Source organism: Streptomyces sp. CMB-StM0423, assembly GCF_002847285.1.
In the GTDB taxonomy this organism is placed as follows: Bacteria; Actinomycetota; Actinomycetes; order Streptomycetales; family Streptomycetaceae; genus Streptomyces.
On sequence record NZ_CP025407.1, the window covers coordinates 884,575 to 901,124 of the forward strand.

A 16,550-nucleotide genomic window follows, 5' to 3' on the forward strand; every position below is an offset into this window, starting at 1 on the left:
TGCGGAGGCGTTGAGAGACTGACCGCGGCACCGCGGTCTTCGGTACGACGACCGGAACCGACGAGCCGGGCGCACGCCCGCAACCCGAGGTGGCATTTCAGTGTCGATGTTTGATCGGATCAAGGATCAGGCCAAGGGCCTTCAGCAGTCCCGGGGCGGAGGGCGGTCCGGGAGCCAGGGCTCGACGGGCTCGGGCGGTGGTTCCAAGGCCCAGCTCGTGAGCATGTTCAAGTCGCAGCTCAGCTCGATGAAGACGGAGCTGAAGAGCGGCGCGTACCGGGACGCGACCATGGCGGTCTGCGCGCTCGTGGCGGCCGCGGACGGACACGTGCACCCCGCCGAGCGGGAGCGCATGGAGTCGATGATCATGAGCAACGACGTGCTGCAGAACTTCCCGCCGGAGCAGTTGCGGCAGCGGTTCACCAAGCACCTCGACCGGCTCACGGTCGACTTCCAGTCGGGCAAGGCGGAGGCGCTGCAGGAGATCGCCAAGGCGAAGAAGAAGGCGGCGGAGGCGCGGGCGGTGATCCAGACCGGGTTCGTCATCGCCGGTGCCGACGGCTACATCGACCCGGCCGAGCAGCAGGTGCTCCGCGAGGCGTGCTCCGTGCTCGGGCTGCCGCCCACGGAGTTCGGTCTCTGAGGCCGGACGCCCGGTGGTTCGCGTGCCTCGTACGCCCCGGGGGCGTACGAGGCACGCGGCGCCTCAGGTCCCGGTGACGCGGGCCCGCCACAGGTCGCGCAGGGGCGCGATCTCGGCCATGTGGTGGATGAACTCCAGGTCGCCCGCCCACGGCACCTCGGCGTACGCGTTGGCGGCGTCGGAGGCGTACGGGTACCGCGAGAAGCCGACCGTGTCCCGGAGGGCCGGGGGCCCCTCAGCCGCGGTACGCCTCCAGCAGCCGCAGCCACACCTCGCTGATCGTCGGGTACGACGGGACGGCGTGCCACAGCCGGCTCACCGGCACCTCGCCGGCGACCGCGATGGTTGCCGAGTGGATCAGCTCCCCCACGCCGGGACCGACGAACGTGACGCCGCGCAGGATCTCCGCGTCCAGGTCGACGACCATGCGCGCCCGCCCGCGGTAGCCGTCCGCGTACAGTGAGGCGCCCGCGACCGAGCCCAGGGCGACGTCCACCGCGCGCACCCGGTGCCCGGCCCGTTCCGCCTCGGCCAGCGACATCCCGACGGCCGCGGCCTCGGGGTCGGTGAAGACGACCTGCGGGACGGCGCCGTGGTCGGCGGTCGCGGCGTGCGCGCCCCACGGGTCCGACTCCAGCAGCGGCACGCCCTGCGCGCGGGCGGCGATGGCCGCGCCCGCGATGCGCGCCTGGTACTTGCCCTGGTGGGTCAGCAGCGCGCGGTGGTTGACGTCCCCGACCGCGTACAGCCACTCGCTGCCCTCGACCCGCAGGCTGTCGTCCACCGCCAGCCAGGAGCCGGGCTCCAGGCCGACGTTCTCCAGGCCGAGGTCGTCGGTACGGGGCGCGCGGCCGGTGGCGAAGAGGATCTCGTCGGCCTCGATGGTGTCGCCGGCGTCGGTGGTCGCGAGGACGGTGCCGTTCTCGCGGACCACGGAGGTGACGGAGGTGCCGGTACGCACCTGGGCGCCGGCCTCGGTCAGCGCCTCGGTGACCAGCTCGCCGGCGAAGGGCTCCATGCGGTCCAGCAGGCCGCCGCCGCGGACGAGGACGGTGACCTGGGAGCCGAGCGCCTGCCAGGCGGTGGCCATCTCGACGCCCACCACGCCGCCGCCGACGACGATCAGCCGCCCGGGAACGACCGCCGAACTCGTGGCCTCCCGGCTGGTCCACGGCTTGACGTCGGCGACGCCCGGCAGCTTGGGCAGCAGGGCGCGGCTGCCGGTGCAGACGGCGACGGCGTGCCCGGCGGTCAGCGTACGGACCACGCCGTCGGCGTCGGTCACCGCCACGGTGCGCGGCCCGGCGAGGCGGCCCCGGCCGCGGTAGAGGTCGGCGCCGATGCCGTCGAGCCAGGCGACCTGGCCGTCGTCCTCCCAGTGGGAGGTGAACGCGTCCCGGCGGGCGAGGACCGCGGCCGCGTCGAGGTCGCCGGCCACCAGGCCGCTCAGCCCGGGGAGGCGGCGGGCGTCGGCGCGGGCGATCACCGGCCGCAGCAGGGCCTTGCTGGGCATGCAGGCCCAGTACGAGCACTCGCCGCCGACGAGTTCACTCTCGACGACCGCGGTGGACAGGCCGGCCGCGCGGGTGCGGTCCGCCACGTTCTCGCCCACGGGACCACCGCCGATGACCACCACGTCGTACGCAAAGGATTCCGTTTCCGTCATGGGGTCAGTGTGGCCGGTGGGTGCGCGGGGCCGGTAAAGCACCCCCGCGGGGTGTGTCGCCGGGCCGCGGGTACGCGCCGCGCGTACGGCGCCGTCAGTGGCCGTGCAGCAGGCGGGTCAGGAACTCGGCGGCGTCGGTGCTGGTGCTGGTGGCCGCGGCGAGATTGTCCAGCGCCAGCCGGTAGCGGTCGACCTCGCTGGGCTTGTCGATGCGTACGGTGCCGGAGAGCTGGTCCAGGCAGACCACGTCCGGCAGTTCGGGCTCGGCGAACCGCAGCATCGTCAGCGGCTGCGCCACCGCGGCCGTGCCGCCGGCCGCCAGCGGCACCACGTCCAGCGTGACCGTGGGGTGGTCGAGGTGCAGTCGGAGCAGGTGCTGCAACTGGCCCTCCATCACCCCCGGGGCGCCGACGGAGCGCCGCAGCGCCGCCTCGTCGAGCAGCACCCAGCAGCGCGGCGGGTCGGCGCGGGTCAGGGCCTGCTGGCGGCGTTCCAGCAGGTGCAGCCGGCGCTCCACCGTCTGCACCGGGTCGCGCGGGAAGCCGAGCTGGGTGATCGCGCGGGCGTACGCGGCCGTCTGCAGCAGGTCCGGGATGCGCTGGGACTGGTAGCTGCGGATGACGGTGGCGGCCTCCTCCAGACCGAGGTGGGTCTCCGCCTGACTGGGTATCAGGTCGCTGTACTCCTGCCACCAGCTCGGCGCGTTGGCGCCGCGGGTCAGCGCCGCGAACTCGTCGAGTTCGTCCTCGTCGGTGACACCGTAGAAGTCGAGCAGCGCCGCGATGTCGTAGTCCTTGCAGCCGCCCTGGCCCAGCTCCAGCCGGCACAGCTTGGCGACCGAGGCGCCGATCTGGCGGGCGGCGGCCTGCAACTGGATGCCGCGGTCCTGGCGGAGCCGGCGCAGCCGGGAGCCGAGGACGGACCTGCAGACGGGCCGGCCGCCGCGCTCGTGCTCACCGGCGAGCGTGATCCCGGGGTCGTGCACTGCCGCCATGGGCACCGTCATCGGTCCTCCGCAGGCATCGGTTCTCCGCGATGGCCCTTCGCCGTCGAGACTCACGCTACCCGCGGTAGCGTAACGCGCCACAGGGGGCAAAAGCGCACCTTGGCCCGATCTTTGCGAGCGGCGGACATGCCCGCGGCGGCAACGCGCCGCGGGCTACGGCTTCCGGCCGACCCCGCCCAGGACCGCCATCTCCACCGGGCTGCCGACCTCCACCGGCTCGGGCCGCCACAGCGGGCAGGACACCACGCCGGGCTCGACCAACTCCGTCCCGTCGAGGTAGCCGGCGATCTGCGCGGCGCTGCGCAGGTGGTACGGCACGGCGCCGGTGGCGTTGTAGCCGGCGATGGCGCGGCTGTACTTCTCATTGCCGTCGACGCCGTCCCGTATCGCCAGGTAACTGCCGGGCGGCAGCGGGTCCATCAGCCGCCGCACCACCGACCTGGCCTGCTCGTAGCCGTCGACGTGCGCCAGGATGCCCATGAGGATGACGGCGACCGGCCGGTCGAGGTCCAGGGTGCGCGCCGCGCCCGCGAGTATCGCCTCGGGGTCCTCGACGTCGGCGTCGATGTACGCGGTCGCGCCCTCGCGGGTGCTGGTGAGCAGGCCGCGGGCGTGCGCGAGGACGAGTTTGTCGTTGTCGACGTAGACGATGCGGGAGTCGGGGGCCGCGCGCTGGGCCACCTCGTGGGTGTTGTCCGCGGTGGGCAGCCCGGTGCCGATGTCGAGGAACTGCCGTACGCCCGCCTCCCTCGCGAGGTGGCCGACGACCCGGCGGAGGAACTGCCGCCCGCTGCGGGCGAGATCGACGATCTCCGGGAAGACCTGCTGGAACCGGGCGCTGGCGGTGCGGTCCGGCTCGTAGTTGTCCTTGCCGCCGATCCAGTAGTTGAAGATCCTCGCCGAGTGCGGCACGGAGGTGTCGACGACCACCCGTTGCCTGCCGTCGTTGAACGTTTCCTCTGTCATGGTCTCCACCGTCCGGGGTCGGGGGCGCGGCCCGGACAACGTAACCGAGGGGGAGCCCGCCGTCACCGCCGCCCGCGGACCCGCCCGCCCGCCGCGGTGGCCGGGCGGCCGGTCACGCCCCGTCGCCCGCGATGCTCCGGGACATCGCGAGGTGGCTCGCCAGCAGCCCGCCGTCCACCGGCAGGCTGACCCCGGTGATCCACGCCGCGTCGCGGGAGGCGAGGAACGCCACCGCCGCCGCGATGTCGTCCGGTTCGCCGACGCGGCCCAGCGGGTAGTGCTCCTCGACCCGGGCCAGGACCTCGGGCCGGTCGGCCCAGACGGCGGTGCGCACGGTGCCGGGCTCGACGAGGTTCACGCGCACGCCGCGCGCCGCGCTCTCCACGGCCAGGGTGCGGGTGAGGGAGACGAGCGCGGCCTTGGCGGCGCTGTACGCGTGCTCGCCGTAGTGGCGTTCGGCGTTGACCGAGCCGATGCTGACGATCGCGGCCCGGCCCGGGGCGGCGGCCAGCAGCGGCAGCGCCGCGCGGGCGCAGCGCGCGGCGCCGTGCAGGGTGACCTCGAAGTCCTCGTACCAGTCGGGCTCCTGCCAGTCCTCGAAGCGGGGCGGGTCGCGGTGGACGGCGTAGGCGTTGTTGACGAGGACGTGCAGCCCGCCGAAGGACTCCGCCGCGTACGCGACCGCCGCCCGGACCGCCGCGCCGTCCGTCACGTCGCAGGCGAGCGCCGCGGCCGTACCGCCGGCGGCGCGAATCGCGGCGGCAGCCCGCTCGGCGCGCTCGCCGTCCCGGTCGGTGACCAGCACGCCCGCGCCCTCCGCGGCGAAGCGGCGGGCGACCGCCTCGCCTATGCCCTGTCCGGCGCCCGTGACCAGCACTCCGTATCCCTCGAATCGCTCCATCGGACCAGGTTAGAAGGCCGGTCTGACACGGCCTCGCCGCGCGTGGCGGCGGGCCGGCAGCGGCGAGGACGGGCCGGTGAGTGCTGCGGTGGCCGAGGGCGGCGCGTGGTGCACGCGCACGACGCGGAGGTGGAACTGCAGGAGTTCACCCGCCTCGGCGTGTACGCCGTACCGGCCGCTCTGGGCGCCGCGGTGCTGGCACTGTGGGTCTCGCTGACCGTGACCGGAGGAGGGGTGACCCGTGGCCGTGGTGGTGTGGATCGTCGAGGGCACCTGGCCCGCCTGCGTGGCCGCCGCGGGCGCGCACGCGCCCGCGGCGGCGGAGGTCGTCCTGCTGCACGTCGCCCCCGCCGACGTGCCCGGCGCGGCGCACGGCGCGCTCGCCGGGCTGCTCGGCCGGGGCGGGCCCGCGCCCGGGCGGCCGGGGCACAAAGGCCCCGGCGGCGGCCCGGGCGAGCGGGTGGCGCGGCTCGCGGCCGCCTCCGCCCCCTCCCGGCCCGTAGGAGAGCCGGGTTACGCGTCCTCGCCGTAGAGGCGGGCGATGTCCTTCGAGTCGAGCCAGCCGCTGTACGCGGGCGACTGCGGCCAGCCCTCGGGCGAGTCCTGCCAGTCCTCCTGCCGCCCGTACGGCAGCACGTCGACGAGCGGGAAGGTGTGGCTCAACTGCTCGGTGCCGCGGCCGCTGGAGTGCCAGGTGCGGTAGACCGTGTCGCCGTCGCGCAGGAAGACGTTGAGCGCGAACCCGCCGCCCTTCGGGGCGTCGACGTCGGCGCCGAACGGGCTGTTGGCGGTGGAGTACCAGGTCATCTGGTTGCCGACGCGCTTCTTGTACGCCAGCGCCTGGTCGATCGGGCCCTGCGTGACGATGACGAACCGCGCGTCGTACGGGTCGAGGAAGCCGAACCGGGTGAACTGCGCGGTGTAGCTCGTACAGCCGCCGCACTGCCACTCCTTGTCCTCGAACCACATGTGGTTGTAGACGATGAGCTGCGACCTGCCGTCGAAGACGTCGACCAGCCGGACCGGCCCCTCCGCACCCTCCAGGGTGTAATCGGGCATCTCGACCATCGGCAGCCGGCGCCGCTGCGCGGCGATGGCGTCCAGCTCCCGGGTCGCGGCCTTCTCACGGACGCGCAGCGCGTCCAGCTCGCGCCGCCAGGTGCCGGTGTCGACGACGGGCGGCATTGCGTGGGCGGTCATGGTGCTCCTCCGGCGTTCAGGGATTGCTTATCCGTACGGTGAGACCGGCCGGCCCGGCGGAACTCATCGCTGGGCGCGATGGCACTCGGTCACGTACGGCATCTCACCCGGTCGCGCCACCGCGAGGAGCGCCCGCACCCGGTCCAGCAGCCGCTCGCGTACGGCGGGCGCCAGGGTGATCACGTAGCTGCGGGAGGCGACCATGTCGACGATCTCCGCGTCGGTCCTCGGGTGGCGCCAGCGGAAGTCCCGGCGCTCGACGGGCCCGAACGGCGCGCCGACGCGGTCGGTCTGGCGGTCCTCCGCGGGCGCCGGGGCGTACTCGCGCAGCAGCCGGCCCAGCTCCGCGACCCAGGGCACGGACTCGTCGCGGCTGTTCCACACCAGCGCGAGCCGGCCGCCGGGGCGCAGCAGCCGGGCGACCTCGGGGACGGCCCGTTCGGGATCGACCCAGTGCCACGCCTGGGCGCAGACGACGGTGTCGGCGCTCGCGTCGGGCAGGGGTATCGACTCGGCGGTGCCGGCGACGGCCCGTATGCCGGGCAGCACGCGGGCGAACTGCTCGCGCATGCCCGCGGAGGGCTCGACGGCGACGAGTTCGCGGCCGGGGGCGCGCAGGGCGCGGGTCAGCTTGCCGGTGCCGGCGCCCAGGTCGACGACGGCGCGGGCGGATTCCGGCACCAGCCAGGCGGTCGCCTCCGGCGGGTAGGGCGGACGGCCGCGCTCGTAGGCGCCGGCGGCGGCGCCGAAGGAGCCGGCCTGCCGGCTCCGCTCGCTCGGCTCCTGCTCGCGCAGCTCCTGGCGGTTCCGCTCCTGCCGGTTGCCGCCGTCGGCGTCACCGTGCTCGTTCGGTGAGGTCATCCCCGCATCGTGTCAGGCGTCCGCCGGGTGCGACCGGGCGGACAGCAGCCGGAGGGCGTCGGCGGACGCGGGGTCTTCCGGGGTGTAGACCTCCAGCCGGTGGTCCGGGCTGTCGGGCTGCAGCCAGACCTGGTAGCCGACGTCGAGCGCGCCGACGGTGGGGTGCCGCAGCCGCATCGTGCCCACGGTGCAGTCGGCGACGTCGCCCGCGGCCCACAGCTCCGCGAAGTCCGCGCTGCCCATGGCGAGTTCGCCGATCAGCTCGGCGAGGCGGGCGTCGGTGGGGTAGCGGCCCGCGGTCAGCCGCAGGTACGCGACGTGGATGCGGGCCAGCTCCGCCCAGTTGGCGTGCTGGTCCCGTGCAAGCGGGTCGAGGAAGAACATCCGCGGCACCGAAGGACGGCGGGCGGGGTCGCCGGGGGCGTCGAAGCCGACGTGCTCGGCGACGAGCGCGTGCCCGGTGCGGTTCCAGGCCAGCACGTCCCCGCGGCGGCCCAGCACGATGGCCGGCGTCGTCTCGGCCAGGGACGTCAGCAGCGCCAGCACCCGCGGGTGCGGCTCCTCGGGCGGCGGGCGGAGCAGCCGCGGCGCGACCGGGCGGCGGGCGAGGTTGTGCAGGTGGGCCGTCTCGGCCGGGTCCAGCCGCAGCACCCGGGCCAGCGCGTCGAGCACCTGCCGGGAGGCGGTGCCGGTCTGCCCCTGCTCCAGCCGCGTGTAGTACCCGGCGCTCACCCCGGCGAGCTGCGCCAGCTCCTCGCGGCGCAGGCCCGGCACCCGGCGGGCGGCGCCGTAGGTGCCGAGCCCGGCGGCGGCGGGCGTGACGCGGCCGCGGCGGGTCTTCAGATACGCCCCGAGGTTCTCCAGCTCCATGGTCCCGAGGCTACGTCGGGGCGGGCGCGGGTGCGGCGGCCCCGGGTATCCCTGCGGGGTGTACCCACGGTGCGGGGATGGCTGGCGGCCGCGCGCCGGAGCACCGTCGTGGCCATGGACGTACAGCGGACTCCTCCTCCTCCCGCCCCGGGCCCGCGGGCGTGGCTCGGCCTGCTCGTGGTGCTCGGCCCGGTGCTGCTCGTCGCGATGGACGGCTCGGTGCTGTTCCTGGCGATGACCTCGATCTCCGCGGAGCTGTCGCCGTCGGCGGACCAGGCGCTGTGGATACTCGACGGCTACGGGTTCGCGGTCGGCTCCCTGCTCGTCGCGTTCGGCGGCATCGGCGACCGGTACGGCAGGCTGCGGCTGCTGATGGCCGGGGCGGCGGTGTTCGGCGCCGCCTCGGCGGGCGCGGCGTTCGCGCCGTCCGCGGAGCTGCTGATCGCGTTCCGGGTGCTGATGGGCGTGGCCGGCGCCACGCTGCTGCCCTCCGCGCTCGCGGTGCTGAGCGAGCTGTTCGCCGACGCGCGGCGGCGCGCGCAGGCCATCGGGATCTTCGCGGCGGCCTTCGCCGCCGGCTTCGCGATCGGCCCGGTGGTGGGCGGGCAGTTGCTCGCGCACTTCTGGTGGGGCTCGGTGTTCCTGATCAACCTCCCGGTGGTCGCCCTGTTCCTGCTGCTGGCCCCGCGGCTGCTGCGCGAGGTACGCGCCGGCGGGCAGGGCTGCGTCGACGTGCCGAGTGTCGTGCTGTCCGCCGCGGGCATCCTGCTGGCCGTCTACGGGATCAAGCGCGCGGCGGCCCACGGTCCCGCGGTCGTGCCGCTGGTCGCGGCCGGCGTGGGCGTCGCCCTGCTGTGGTGGTTCGTACGCCGCCAACTGCGGCTCGCCCACCCGCTGATCGACCTCGGGCTCTTCCGCGACCGGGTGTTCGCGATCGCGGCGGTCACCGGGCTGCTGCCGCTGGCGGCGTGGTCGGCGGTGGCGTATCTGGGCGGCATCTACCTGCAGTCCGTGCGCGGGCTCGGCGTCTTCGACGCGGCCCTCGTGACGCTGCCCGGCGCGCTGGTGCTCACGGTCACCTGCGTCGTGACCCCGGCGGTTGTCGCGCGCACCGGCACCCGGGCGGCGCTGCTCACGTGCCACTTCGTCATCGCCGGCGGGCTGCTGCTGCTCCTGCCCACGGGGGTCTCGGGCGGCGCCGGCTGGTACGTCGCGGCCACCGTCGTCGCGGGGGTCGGCTACGGCATCTCGTTCAGCGTGGTCGCGGACACCGCCGTCGCCGCGGTGCCGCCGGAGCGCGCGGGTTCCGCCGGGGCGATCGCGGAGACGAGCAACGAGCTGGGCAACGCCCTCGGGATCGCGCTGCTCGGCTCGCTGGCGGCGCTGGTCTTCCGGCTGCGGGGGCCGGACCTGGCCGGGACGCTCACCGAGACGTTGCAGGCGCCGGGGGTCACGGCGGCGGCGGCCGGTCAGGCGGAGTCCGCGTTCGTCACGGGGCTGCACGCGGCCGCGCTGGTCGCGGCGCTGCTGCACGCGGCGCTCGGGGTGCTCACGCTGCGGCACCTGCCGCGCCGTCGCCGCCCCGCGCCGCCGCTGCCCGCGGCGCTTCGCTGAGCGGCGGCCGCAGGTGCGCGTACGCCCGGGCGGCGAGGGTGGTGGGCGTGGTGGTGAGCACGTCCCGCGGCTGCTCCGGGGTGAGGTCGCGGGTGCCGGCGGCCATGCCCCCGGCGGCCTCCACGGCGCGGCGCGTACGTCGTCGTCGCCGACCGCCTCCACCCGCACCGGGCGGCCCAGCGCCCCGGTCAGGATCGAGACGGTCCGGGACGCGGCGGCGGGCCCGGATCGCGGGGACGACTTGCAGCGGGCCGGGCACGAGCGCGACGAAGGCGGTGAGACGTGGCCGCCGCAGCCGCATCGCGTAGCCCGGCGCGAACGGGACGACGGCCCAGGCGGAGACCGGGAGCGCCCCCGGGAGCCCGGGCCCGTGGTCCCGCACGAGCAGATGGGGCAGCAGGGCGAGCAGCGCGGCCAGCGCGTAAGGACCGGCCGTCGCCGGGGGGACGTGCCGGGCGAGGGTGTGCACGGCGATCATGAAGACGGCGAGGATGGGGCCGTAGGCGTACCCGAGGAGGACGTAGGCGGCGGTGCATCCGGCCGCCACCGCGAACCGTGGGCCATCTGCGGCGTACGGCGAGCGCGAGCGCGGCGGTCGCGAACAGGGCGTACCCGCGGGCGTCGACGGCGACGTCCGCACGCTCCGGTCCGCCGGCGGCGTGCGTGCCGGCGAGCCCGGCCGTCGTGACGACGGCGGCCAGGGCGGCGTCGCCGAACTGCGCTCCGGTGATCCTCACGGGTGGCCAGCCTGGTGCCCGCGGGCCTGTGGCCGCGTCCTCCACGGGGAGACACCTTCGCTACTCGGGTCCGCGTACGCCCGGACGCCGGCGTACGCGCTCAGTCCCGCCCTCCCGTGCCCGGCGGGCGGCAGCGCCGGAGTTCGGGGGGTGCTTCGCCGGTGGTGAGTTCGGCGGCGATGAGGCGGCCCGCGGTGGGGGCGAGGGTGAGGGCCGCGTGCATGACGGCGACGTAGGCGGAGCGGTCCGGCGTCGCGTAGCCGATGAGCGGGCCGTGGGGCGGCATCGGCCGGCGGCCGAGGCGGTGGTCGAGCAGCCGGCACGAATCGGCGCCCCGGAAGGCGTCCTTGAGGTGGCGGAGGGCGTTCTCGGCGGTCTGGGCCAGCGCTGCCGGTGAAGAGTCGCCGGCATACGGGATCGTCATGAGGAGTTCGCCGTCGGTCACCTCGCGCACCTCGAACTCCGGTGTCGCCATGATGGTCTTGACCAGCCCCGGCGGCGCCGCGACCCGGACCCGGAAGGCCGGGGACTCCGGTACGGGCACCTCGGCGGGCAGCGCCGCGGACAGGGCGGTGACGCCAGTGCCGGCGGCGAGGACGACCGTCGTCGCGGGGTGGAATCCCGTCGCGGTACGCGCGCCGGTGACCCGGCCGGCCGCGGTCTCCAGCGCCGTCACCGCCGTGCCGAGGAGCACCGTCGCGCCGCGGACACGGGCGGCGGCGATCAGCGCGCGGGTCGTCGCCTCCGGGTCGAGACCCCCGTCGCCGGGGGTGTGGACGGCGTGCGGGGGCGGGTTGCGGAGGTGGGGCTCCAGCACCGCGATGTCGTCCCGTACGACCCGGTGCCTGCCCGGCACCGCGGGTGTGTCCCCCGCGGTCCGCTCACCGGTCCACGTCAGCGAGCCGGTCCAGCGGACCGCGTAGCCCGGCACCCCGGCTTCCAGCCGACGGTGGTCGGCGAGCACGGACCCGCGCAGGTCCTCGGCGCCGCCGGGCCAGTCGCCGGCGGTACCGCCGATCCAGGCGAAGGAGGCGCCGGTGACGCCCGCGGCCGGGGCCGCCTCCCGGTCGAGCAGCGTCACGCGCACCCCGAGGCACGCCAGGTGGTACGCCACGGAGGCACCCACGGCCCCCGCGCCGACGACAACGACACCGTTCCGCGGCGGAGTCGGGCTCCCGGACACCATGCGACCACCTCCCCGGCAGTGTCGCATCCGGGCCCGCAGCCGCCGGGCCGGCGGCCCGGTTCAGTCGGTCGCGACCGCCTTGCCCGCGCGCGGCTTCTTGGTGCCCTGGCGCGGCACCTCCGCATCGCCCCTGACGTCCGCGGCGAAGGCTTCGGCGCTCGCCTCTGCGGCGATGTCGCTGATGTCCTCGTTGATCTCGTGCGCCGCACGTTTCACATCGACCGCGAGTTTCACGGACGTCTTGATCGTGCCGCGGACGACCGGCCTGATCACTTTCTTGATAAGAGGCGCGGAAACCGCCCCGACCAAAAACACTGGAAGCACTGGGAGCATCGTCGGCACCCGCCCCTTCGAATTTCTTTCACGTTGCCAGGACTGCTAATTCAGAGACTAGCGGACGAAGCGGACTTGCCACCACCCTGACCTGCGGATCTTCACTCTTTCGAGTGCCGCGGAATTGAGACGATCTTCCGTATCGCGACGTGACCTATTGTTTCCCGTGTGAATGAACGAGAAAGCCGGGACGACGACCTTCTTTATTCTGCGGAACTACGGCATGCGGACGGCGAATACGTGCTCACCATCAACAACCACAGATGCGGCGAGATCGAGGTCTTTCCGGTGTCACGCAAGGCCGTGAAGAGAATCCCCTTCTATCTCTCCGCGCTGCGCGGAAAGCTCCCCTGAGCTCCGCTCAGACCCGCCGCTGCCGCACCACCCGCACACCCGCCCGGGCGCCTTCGAGCAGCGAGTGCGCCAGCACGCTGTAGAGGACGTCGTTCGGGCCGTCGGCGATCCGGAGCCCGCGGATGTCGCGGAGGCGCTTCTCCATCGGGGTGTGGCACGTGTACCCGTCGCTGCCGTGGAGTTGGAGCCCGAGGTCGACGGCGCGGTACGAGGCGTCCGTGGCCAGGGCCTTCGCCGCGGAGCAGGCCGCCACGTCGACGCCCTCGGCGTCCCGGTCGAGACCCTCGAGCAGCGAGAAGCACCAGGCGGTGGCCGCCTGCACCTCCGCCGCCGCGGTTCCGAGCCGGGAGGCCACGGACGGGATGCTCGCCAGCGACGAACGGCCGACGCTGCGCCGGCGGGTGCGCGCCATCGCCTCGTCGATCGCGGCACCCGCCGCGCCCAGGCAGACCAGCGCCATCATCAGCCGCCAGCCCGCGAAGTGCGCGTCGAAGATCCGGCGGCCGTCGCCCGGGGCGCCGAGCAGCAGGTCGCGCTCGACCCGTACGCCGTCGAGGTGCAGATGGCCCAGGCTCCAGCCGCGCAGGCCCAGCGGGGCGGCCGTCTGGGTGCGCACGCCGGGGGCGTCCATCGGCAGCCAGAGCGCCGACAGCGGCACCTCCCGCAGCATCGCGCGGGGACCGGCGTCGGCGCCCTCCGCGGTCAGGGCGGCGGCCAACTCGGGGGCGACCACCTTGCAGAAGACCACGAAGCCGACGGCCTCCTCCACCCGGCTCACCAGGCCCTTGGTGCCCGACAGCACCAGATGGTCGCCGTGGTCCGCCGCCACGGTGCGCAGGCCGCGCAGATCCGAGCCGGAGTGCGGCTCGCTGGAGGCGACGCCCGCCAACTCGCCGCGCCCGACCACCCGGTCGCGTACCGCAAGGGCGACGGAGGGCGGGCCGTAGCGCAGGGCCATCGCGCCGTGCCCCGAGCTGAAGACCTCGCGCGCGTCGCAGTCGCGCCGCCCGGCCAGGTACATCGCGAGCCCCTGCGCGACCCGCTCGAGACCCGCGGGCACGGCCGCGCAGGGGCCGCCGCCGGGCGCCCGGCCCGCGACGGCGCCCGGATTCCCGTCGCTGTCCCGCGCGGCCACGTCGAAGCCCGTCAGCCCGGCCCGGGCCGCGTGCCTGCGCAGGTCGAGCCAGGGCGGACGGGGCGCCTCTTCCGTGCCGGGCTCGGGCAGATGCCGGTCGAGGAAGTCCGTGACGCGGGCGGCGAAGTCCGCGAGCGTGGGGTGGCGGGCGAGGACGGCGCGGAGTTCCGGGGAGGGCGCGTACGGGCCGCCGGCGGGCGGGAGTTCGCGGGCGGAGCGGGCCGGTGCGGAGCCGGGCGGCGCGGAGGCGGCCGGCGCCGACCCGGTCGGCGGCGGTGTCATCGGCCACCGTCCCCGGCCTCGGCGAGGCTGCGCGGCCGCATGTCGGTCCACGTCCTCTCGACGTACTCCAAGCACGCCTGCCGGGTGTCCTCGGCGAGGACGACGCGCCAGCCCCGCGGTACGTCGGCGAAGGCCGGCCAGAGCGAATGCTCGCCCTCGTCGTTGACGAGCACCAGGAAACGGGCTTCGTCGTCCTCGAACGGATTGGTCGCGTGCGTCATTCCACGCTCCTGGTTCTCAACGGACGTTCATTGTCTCGGTTCAGCGGCATTTCTTGAGGCCCCGCGTGTCGTTACCACCTGAAGGAATGACCACCTGACTAGTCGAGCGCGGACCCGCCTGACTGGAGCTTCCACAGCGAGCTGTAGACGCCGCCGAGCGCGACCAGTTCGTCGTGCGTCCCGCGCTCCGGGACCACTCCCCCGGAGCCCATGACGTAGATGCGGTCCGCGCACTGGACGGTCGAGAGCCGGTGGGCGATGACGAGCATCGTGCGGTCGGCGCCGAAGACGGCGAGGGCCCGCTGGATGGTGGCCTCGGTCTCGTTGTCCACGGCGGACGTGGCCTCGTCGAGGATGACGACCGGCGGATCGCGCAGGACGGTGCGGGCCAGCGCGATCCGCTGGCGCTGCCCGCCGGAGAGCGCCGCGCCCCGCTCGCCGACCCGGGTGTCGTAGCCGTCGGGGAGTCCGTCGATGAACGTGTGCGCTCCCGCCGTGCGGGCGGCGGCGACGAGTTGGGCCTCGGTGGCGTGGAAGGTGCCGTAGCGGATGTTCTCCGCGATGGTCGCGTCGAAGAGGAACGGCTCCTGCGTGACGTACCCGATCGCCCGGCGCAGGTCGGGCAGGGCCAGGCTGCGCAAGTCGGCGCCGTCGAGCAGCACCTGCCCCCGCTCGGGGTGGCGGAAGCGCATGAGGAGCTTGGCGATCGTGGTCTTGCCCGCGCCTGTGGTGCCGACGAGGGCGGTGGTCCGGCCGGGCGGGATGATCAGCGAGGTGTCGCGCAGCACGGGTGCGCGGCCGGGGTAGGCGAAGGTCACCTTCCGCAGCTCGATCCGCCCGCGCGGGCTGCGCAGGGGCAGTTCCCGGCCAGCGGCGGCCGGGCCGCCGTCCCCGGCGGGCCCGTCGGGCTCCACGGGCAGCTCGTGCAGCCGCTCGATCCGCTCCAGGGCGGCCAGGGTGCGCTGGTAGTGGTCGGAGGCGCTGCCGACGCGGGAGAGCTTCAGCATGGCGATGCCCGGGAGCTCGATCAGCGGGCCGAACGCCGCGGTCGCCAGCTCGCCCCGCAGCACCGCCCGTCCGCCGAGCAGCACCGTGCCCACCAGCGCGGAGCCGCCGGCCAGCCGCAGGATCTGCGGCGGCAGCGCGGCGCTGCGCCCCGCGGACCTGTTGGCCTCGCTGCACCGGCCGTTCAGCTCGCCGATACGGGCGATCTCGTGCGCCTCCGTCGTGGCGGACTTGATGGTCGTGTGGGCGTGCAGGTTCTCGGTGACCCGGCTGTTGAGCTGCGCCCGGCGCTCGCCGCAGGCGGCGGTGTCGGCCACCGCGCGCTCGTGGAAGCGGAACGAGAGCCAGGCCACGAGCGGGATCGGCGCGAACGCGATCCAGGCGAGCTGCGGCGCGAGCAGCAGGAACATCGGGACGAGGAGCGCCAGCCCCGCGCCCATCTGCACGACGTCGTGCATGTTCGTACCGACGAACGTGCCGAGTTGGCCGATGTCCTCGGCCAGTACGGCGTTGACGCGGCTCACGCGCTCGTTCTCCAGGTCGGCCGGCGCCACGCTCTGCACGTGGGCGTAGGTACGGGTCCGCCAGTCGTCCTCGACGTCCTGGGCCACCCCGCGCCAGGCGACGCCGGCGGCGTAGCCGGTGCCCGCCATGACGGCGCAGGCGAGCGCGCCGGCGGCGGCGAGGGTGCCGAGTTGGGCGGAGATGCCGGCGATGCCGTACCGGGTGAGGGTGGCGCTCCCGCCACGCGCGACCAGCAGCACGATCGAGGGGGTGAGCGCGAAGAGCGCCATCTCCGCCAGGGTGGAGAGCGCGGAAAGCAGCGCGGCCATGCCGAACTTGCGCCGGTGCCGCCCGACGATGCGTCTCACGGCGTGCCGCTGCGGGCGCGCCCCGGCCGGCCCTTCGCGGGCCCGGTCGGTTCTGCGCCAGGCGCGCCGGACGACGACGCCCGTCGCCACGGCGGCCGCGCCGAGGGTGAGCAGGGGGCGCCTGAGGAGGCGCAGCAGCAGCGGCCCGCCGGCGAGCACCGCCGCTGCCGCACAGCCCAGACCCAGGATCCGGGGCAGCCGGCGCGCGGTCCCTTCGGACCCGCGCGGAGGGCGGGCTTCGGGGAGGTACGCGGGCGGGGCGGCGGGCTCGGTGCCCAGGCCGTTGGCGGCGGGCGTGTGCAGGGCCGTGAGCACGCGGTCGACCGCGAGGTGCAGCAGCCGGGCGGCGTCGCGGGGGGCGAGGGTGTGGTCGTGCCGCAGCAGCACCCGGCCGGTGACCGGGTTGACGCGTACGTCCTCGATGCCGGGGGCCTGCCGCAGCGACGCCTCCGCGACCCGGGCGAGTCCCGGTCTGCCGCGGAAGAGGCCGACTTCCCAGCGCTGCCGCCCGGGCAGGATCGAGCGCGGCCGGGGCGCGGCGCGGCCGTCGGTCCCGCTGCGGGCGCGCGGTGCCGCCACGGCCACGCCGTTGGCATGGGGGCCTGCGGCCAGGGTCGAGGTCATCGGAAGCAACCACCGGTTCTCTCATGCAGCGCGCCGCGGCGGCGGCGCGGACGGTCGGTCTCGTGCGGCAGGCG

Annotated in this window: 16 protein-coding genes and 1 pseudogene; 4 read left to right on the plus strand and 13 right to left on the minus strand. The window is 74.9% G+C overall.

Features of this window, described 5'->3' with window-relative positions; all coding sequences use genetic code 11:
- Positions 1–106: 106 nt before the first annotated feature.
- Positions 107–643 (plus strand): tellurite resistance TerB family protein, encoded by a 537-nt coding sequence (locus CXR04_RS03695; protein WP_442802443.1) that lies wholly within the window; start codon positions 107–109, stop codon positions 641–643.
- A gap of 235 nt (positions 644–878) precedes the next feature.
- On the opposite strand, the gene CXR04_RS03700 is transcribed toward CXR04_RS03695, so the two are convergent.
- The 4 genes from CXR04_RS03700 to CXR04_RS03715 all read right to left on the minus strand — a co-directional run bounded on the left by CXR04_RS03700 (position 879) and on the right by CXR04_RS03715 (position 5,182).
- The gene (locus CXR04_RS03700; protein ID WP_101420468.1) at positions 879–2,309 is read right to left on the minus strand and encodes a dihydrolipoyl dehydrogenase family protein; all 1,431 of its coding nucleotides are present in this window, start codon (positions 2,307–2,309) and stop codon (positions 879–881) included.
- 94 nt (positions 2,310–2,403) lie between these two features.
- Complete coding sequence (locus CXR04_RS03705; protein WP_101420469.1) at positions 2,404–3,315, minus strand: helix-turn-helix domain-containing protein; 912 nt, start codon at positions 3,313–3,315, stop codon at positions 2,404–2,406.
- 153 nt (positions 3,316–3,468) lie between these two features.
- Positions 3,469–4,281 carry an SAM-dependent methyltransferase gene (locus CXR04_RS03710; RefSeq protein WP_101420470.1) on the minus strand — a complete coding sequence of 271 codons (813 nt, stop codon included), beginning with the start codon at positions 4,279–4,281 and terminating at the stop codon, positions 3,469–3,471.
- 112 nt (positions 4,282–4,393) lie between these two features.
- Entirely contained in the window at positions 4,394–5,182 is a 789-nt protein-coding gene (locus tag CXR04_RS03715) for an SDR family NAD(P)-dependent oxidoreductase (protein ID WP_101420471.1), read from the minus strand.
- Between the two features lie 241 nt (positions 5,183–5,423).
- Here CXR04_RS03715 and CXR04_RS03725 point away from each other — a divergent pair.
- Positions 5,424–5,669, plus strand: a pseudogene (locus CXR04_RS03725) (universal stress protein); the annotation flags it as partial.
- A 26-nt stretch (positions 5,670–5,695) separates the two neighbouring features.
- Here the strand turns inward: CXR04_RS03725 and CXR04_RS03730 are convergent.
- The 3 genes from CXR04_RS03730 to CXR04_RS03740 all read right to left on the minus strand — a co-directional run bounded on the left by CXR04_RS03730 (position 5,696) and on the right by CXR04_RS03740 (position 8,113).
- On the minus strand, positions 5,696–6,382 hold the full coding sequence (locus CXR04_RS03730) for a DUF899 domain-containing protein (protein ID WP_101420472.1): 687 nt from the start codon (positions 6,380–6,382) through the stop codon (positions 5,696–5,698).
- A gap of 63 nt (positions 6,383–6,445) precedes the next feature.
- The gene (locus CXR04_RS03735; protein ID WP_101420473.1) at positions 6,446–7,243 is read right to left on the minus strand and encodes a class I SAM-dependent methyltransferase; all 798 of its coding nucleotides are present in this window, start codon (positions 7,241–7,243) and stop codon (positions 6,446–6,448) included.
- A 12-nt stretch (positions 7,244–7,255) separates the two neighbouring features.
- The gene (locus CXR04_RS03740; protein ID WP_101420474.1) at positions 7,256–8,113 is read right to left on the minus strand and encodes a helix-turn-helix domain-containing protein; all 858 of its coding nucleotides are present in this window, start codon (positions 8,111–8,113) and stop codon (positions 7,256–7,258) included.
- Between the two features lie 108 nt (positions 8,114–8,221).
- Between CXR04_RS03740 and CXR04_RS03745 the strand changes: the two genes are divergently transcribed.
- A complete protein-coding gene (locus CXR04_RS03745; protein WP_101420475.1) occupies positions 8,222–9,727 on the plus strand; it encodes an MFS transporter in 1,506 nt (501 codons plus the stop codon).
- On the opposite strand, the gene CXR04_RS35510 is transcribed toward CXR04_RS03745, so the two are convergent.
- The 3 genes from CXR04_RS35510 to CXR04_RS03760 form a co-directional block, all read right to left on the minus strand.
- Positions 9,663–10,274 carry a hypothetical protein gene (locus CXR04_RS35510; protein WP_234380041.1) on the minus strand — a complete coding sequence of 204 codons (612 nt, stop codon included), beginning with the start codon at positions 10,272–10,274 and terminating at the stop codon, positions 9,663–9,665. The two genes, CXR04_RS03745 and CXR04_RS35510, sit on opposite strands and share 65 nt — an antisense overlap.
- 290 nt (positions 10,275–10,564) lie before the next feature.
- On the minus strand, positions 10,565–11,578 hold the full coding sequence (locus CXR04_RS03755; protein ID WP_234380042.1) for an FAD-dependent oxidoreductase: 1,014 nt from the start codon (positions 11,576–11,578) through the stop codon (positions 10,565–10,567).
- 132 nt (positions 11,579–11,710) lie between these two features.
- Positions 11,711–11,923, minus strand: coding sequence for a DUF5132 domain-containing protein (locus CXR04_RS03760; protein ID WP_234380043.1), 213 nt, complete (start codon positions 11,921–11,923; stop codon positions 11,711–11,713).
- Between the two features lie 228 nt (positions 11,924–12,151).
- On the opposite strand from CXR04_RS03760, the gene CXR04_RS34730 reads away from it, so the two are divergent.
- Complete coding sequence (locus CXR04_RS34730; RefSeq protein WP_159072252.1) at positions 12,152–12,337, plus strand: hypothetical protein; 186 nt, start codon at positions 12,152–12,154, stop codon at positions 12,335–12,337.
- Between the two features lie 7 nt (positions 12,338–12,344).
- On the opposite strand, the gene CXR04_RS03765 is transcribed toward CXR04_RS34730, so the two are convergent.
- From CXR04_RS03765 to CXR04_RS03775, 3 genes are all read right to left on the minus strand, one after another.
- Positions 12,345–13,754 carry an acyl-CoA dehydrogenase family protein gene (locus CXR04_RS03765; RefSeq protein WP_101420477.1) on the minus strand — a complete coding sequence of 470 codons (1,410 nt, stop codon included), beginning with the start codon at positions 13,752–13,754 and terminating at the stop codon, positions 12,345–12,347.
- Positions 13,751–13,975: an MbtH family protein gene (locus tag CXR04_RS03770; protein WP_101420478.1), complete on the minus strand. Its 225-nt coding sequence runs from the start codon at positions 13,973–13,975 to the stop codon at positions 13,751–13,753. Before CXR04_RS03770 ends, CXR04_RS03765 begins: the two co-directional genes overlap by 4 nt.
- 98 nt (positions 13,976–14,073) lie before the next feature.
- On the minus strand, positions 14,074–16,476 hold the full coding sequence (locus CXR04_RS03775; protein WP_101420479.1) for an ABC transporter ATP-binding protein/permease: 2,403 nt from the start codon (positions 16,474–16,476) through the stop codon (positions 14,074–14,076).
- Positions 16,477–16,550 lie beyond the last annotated feature (74 nt).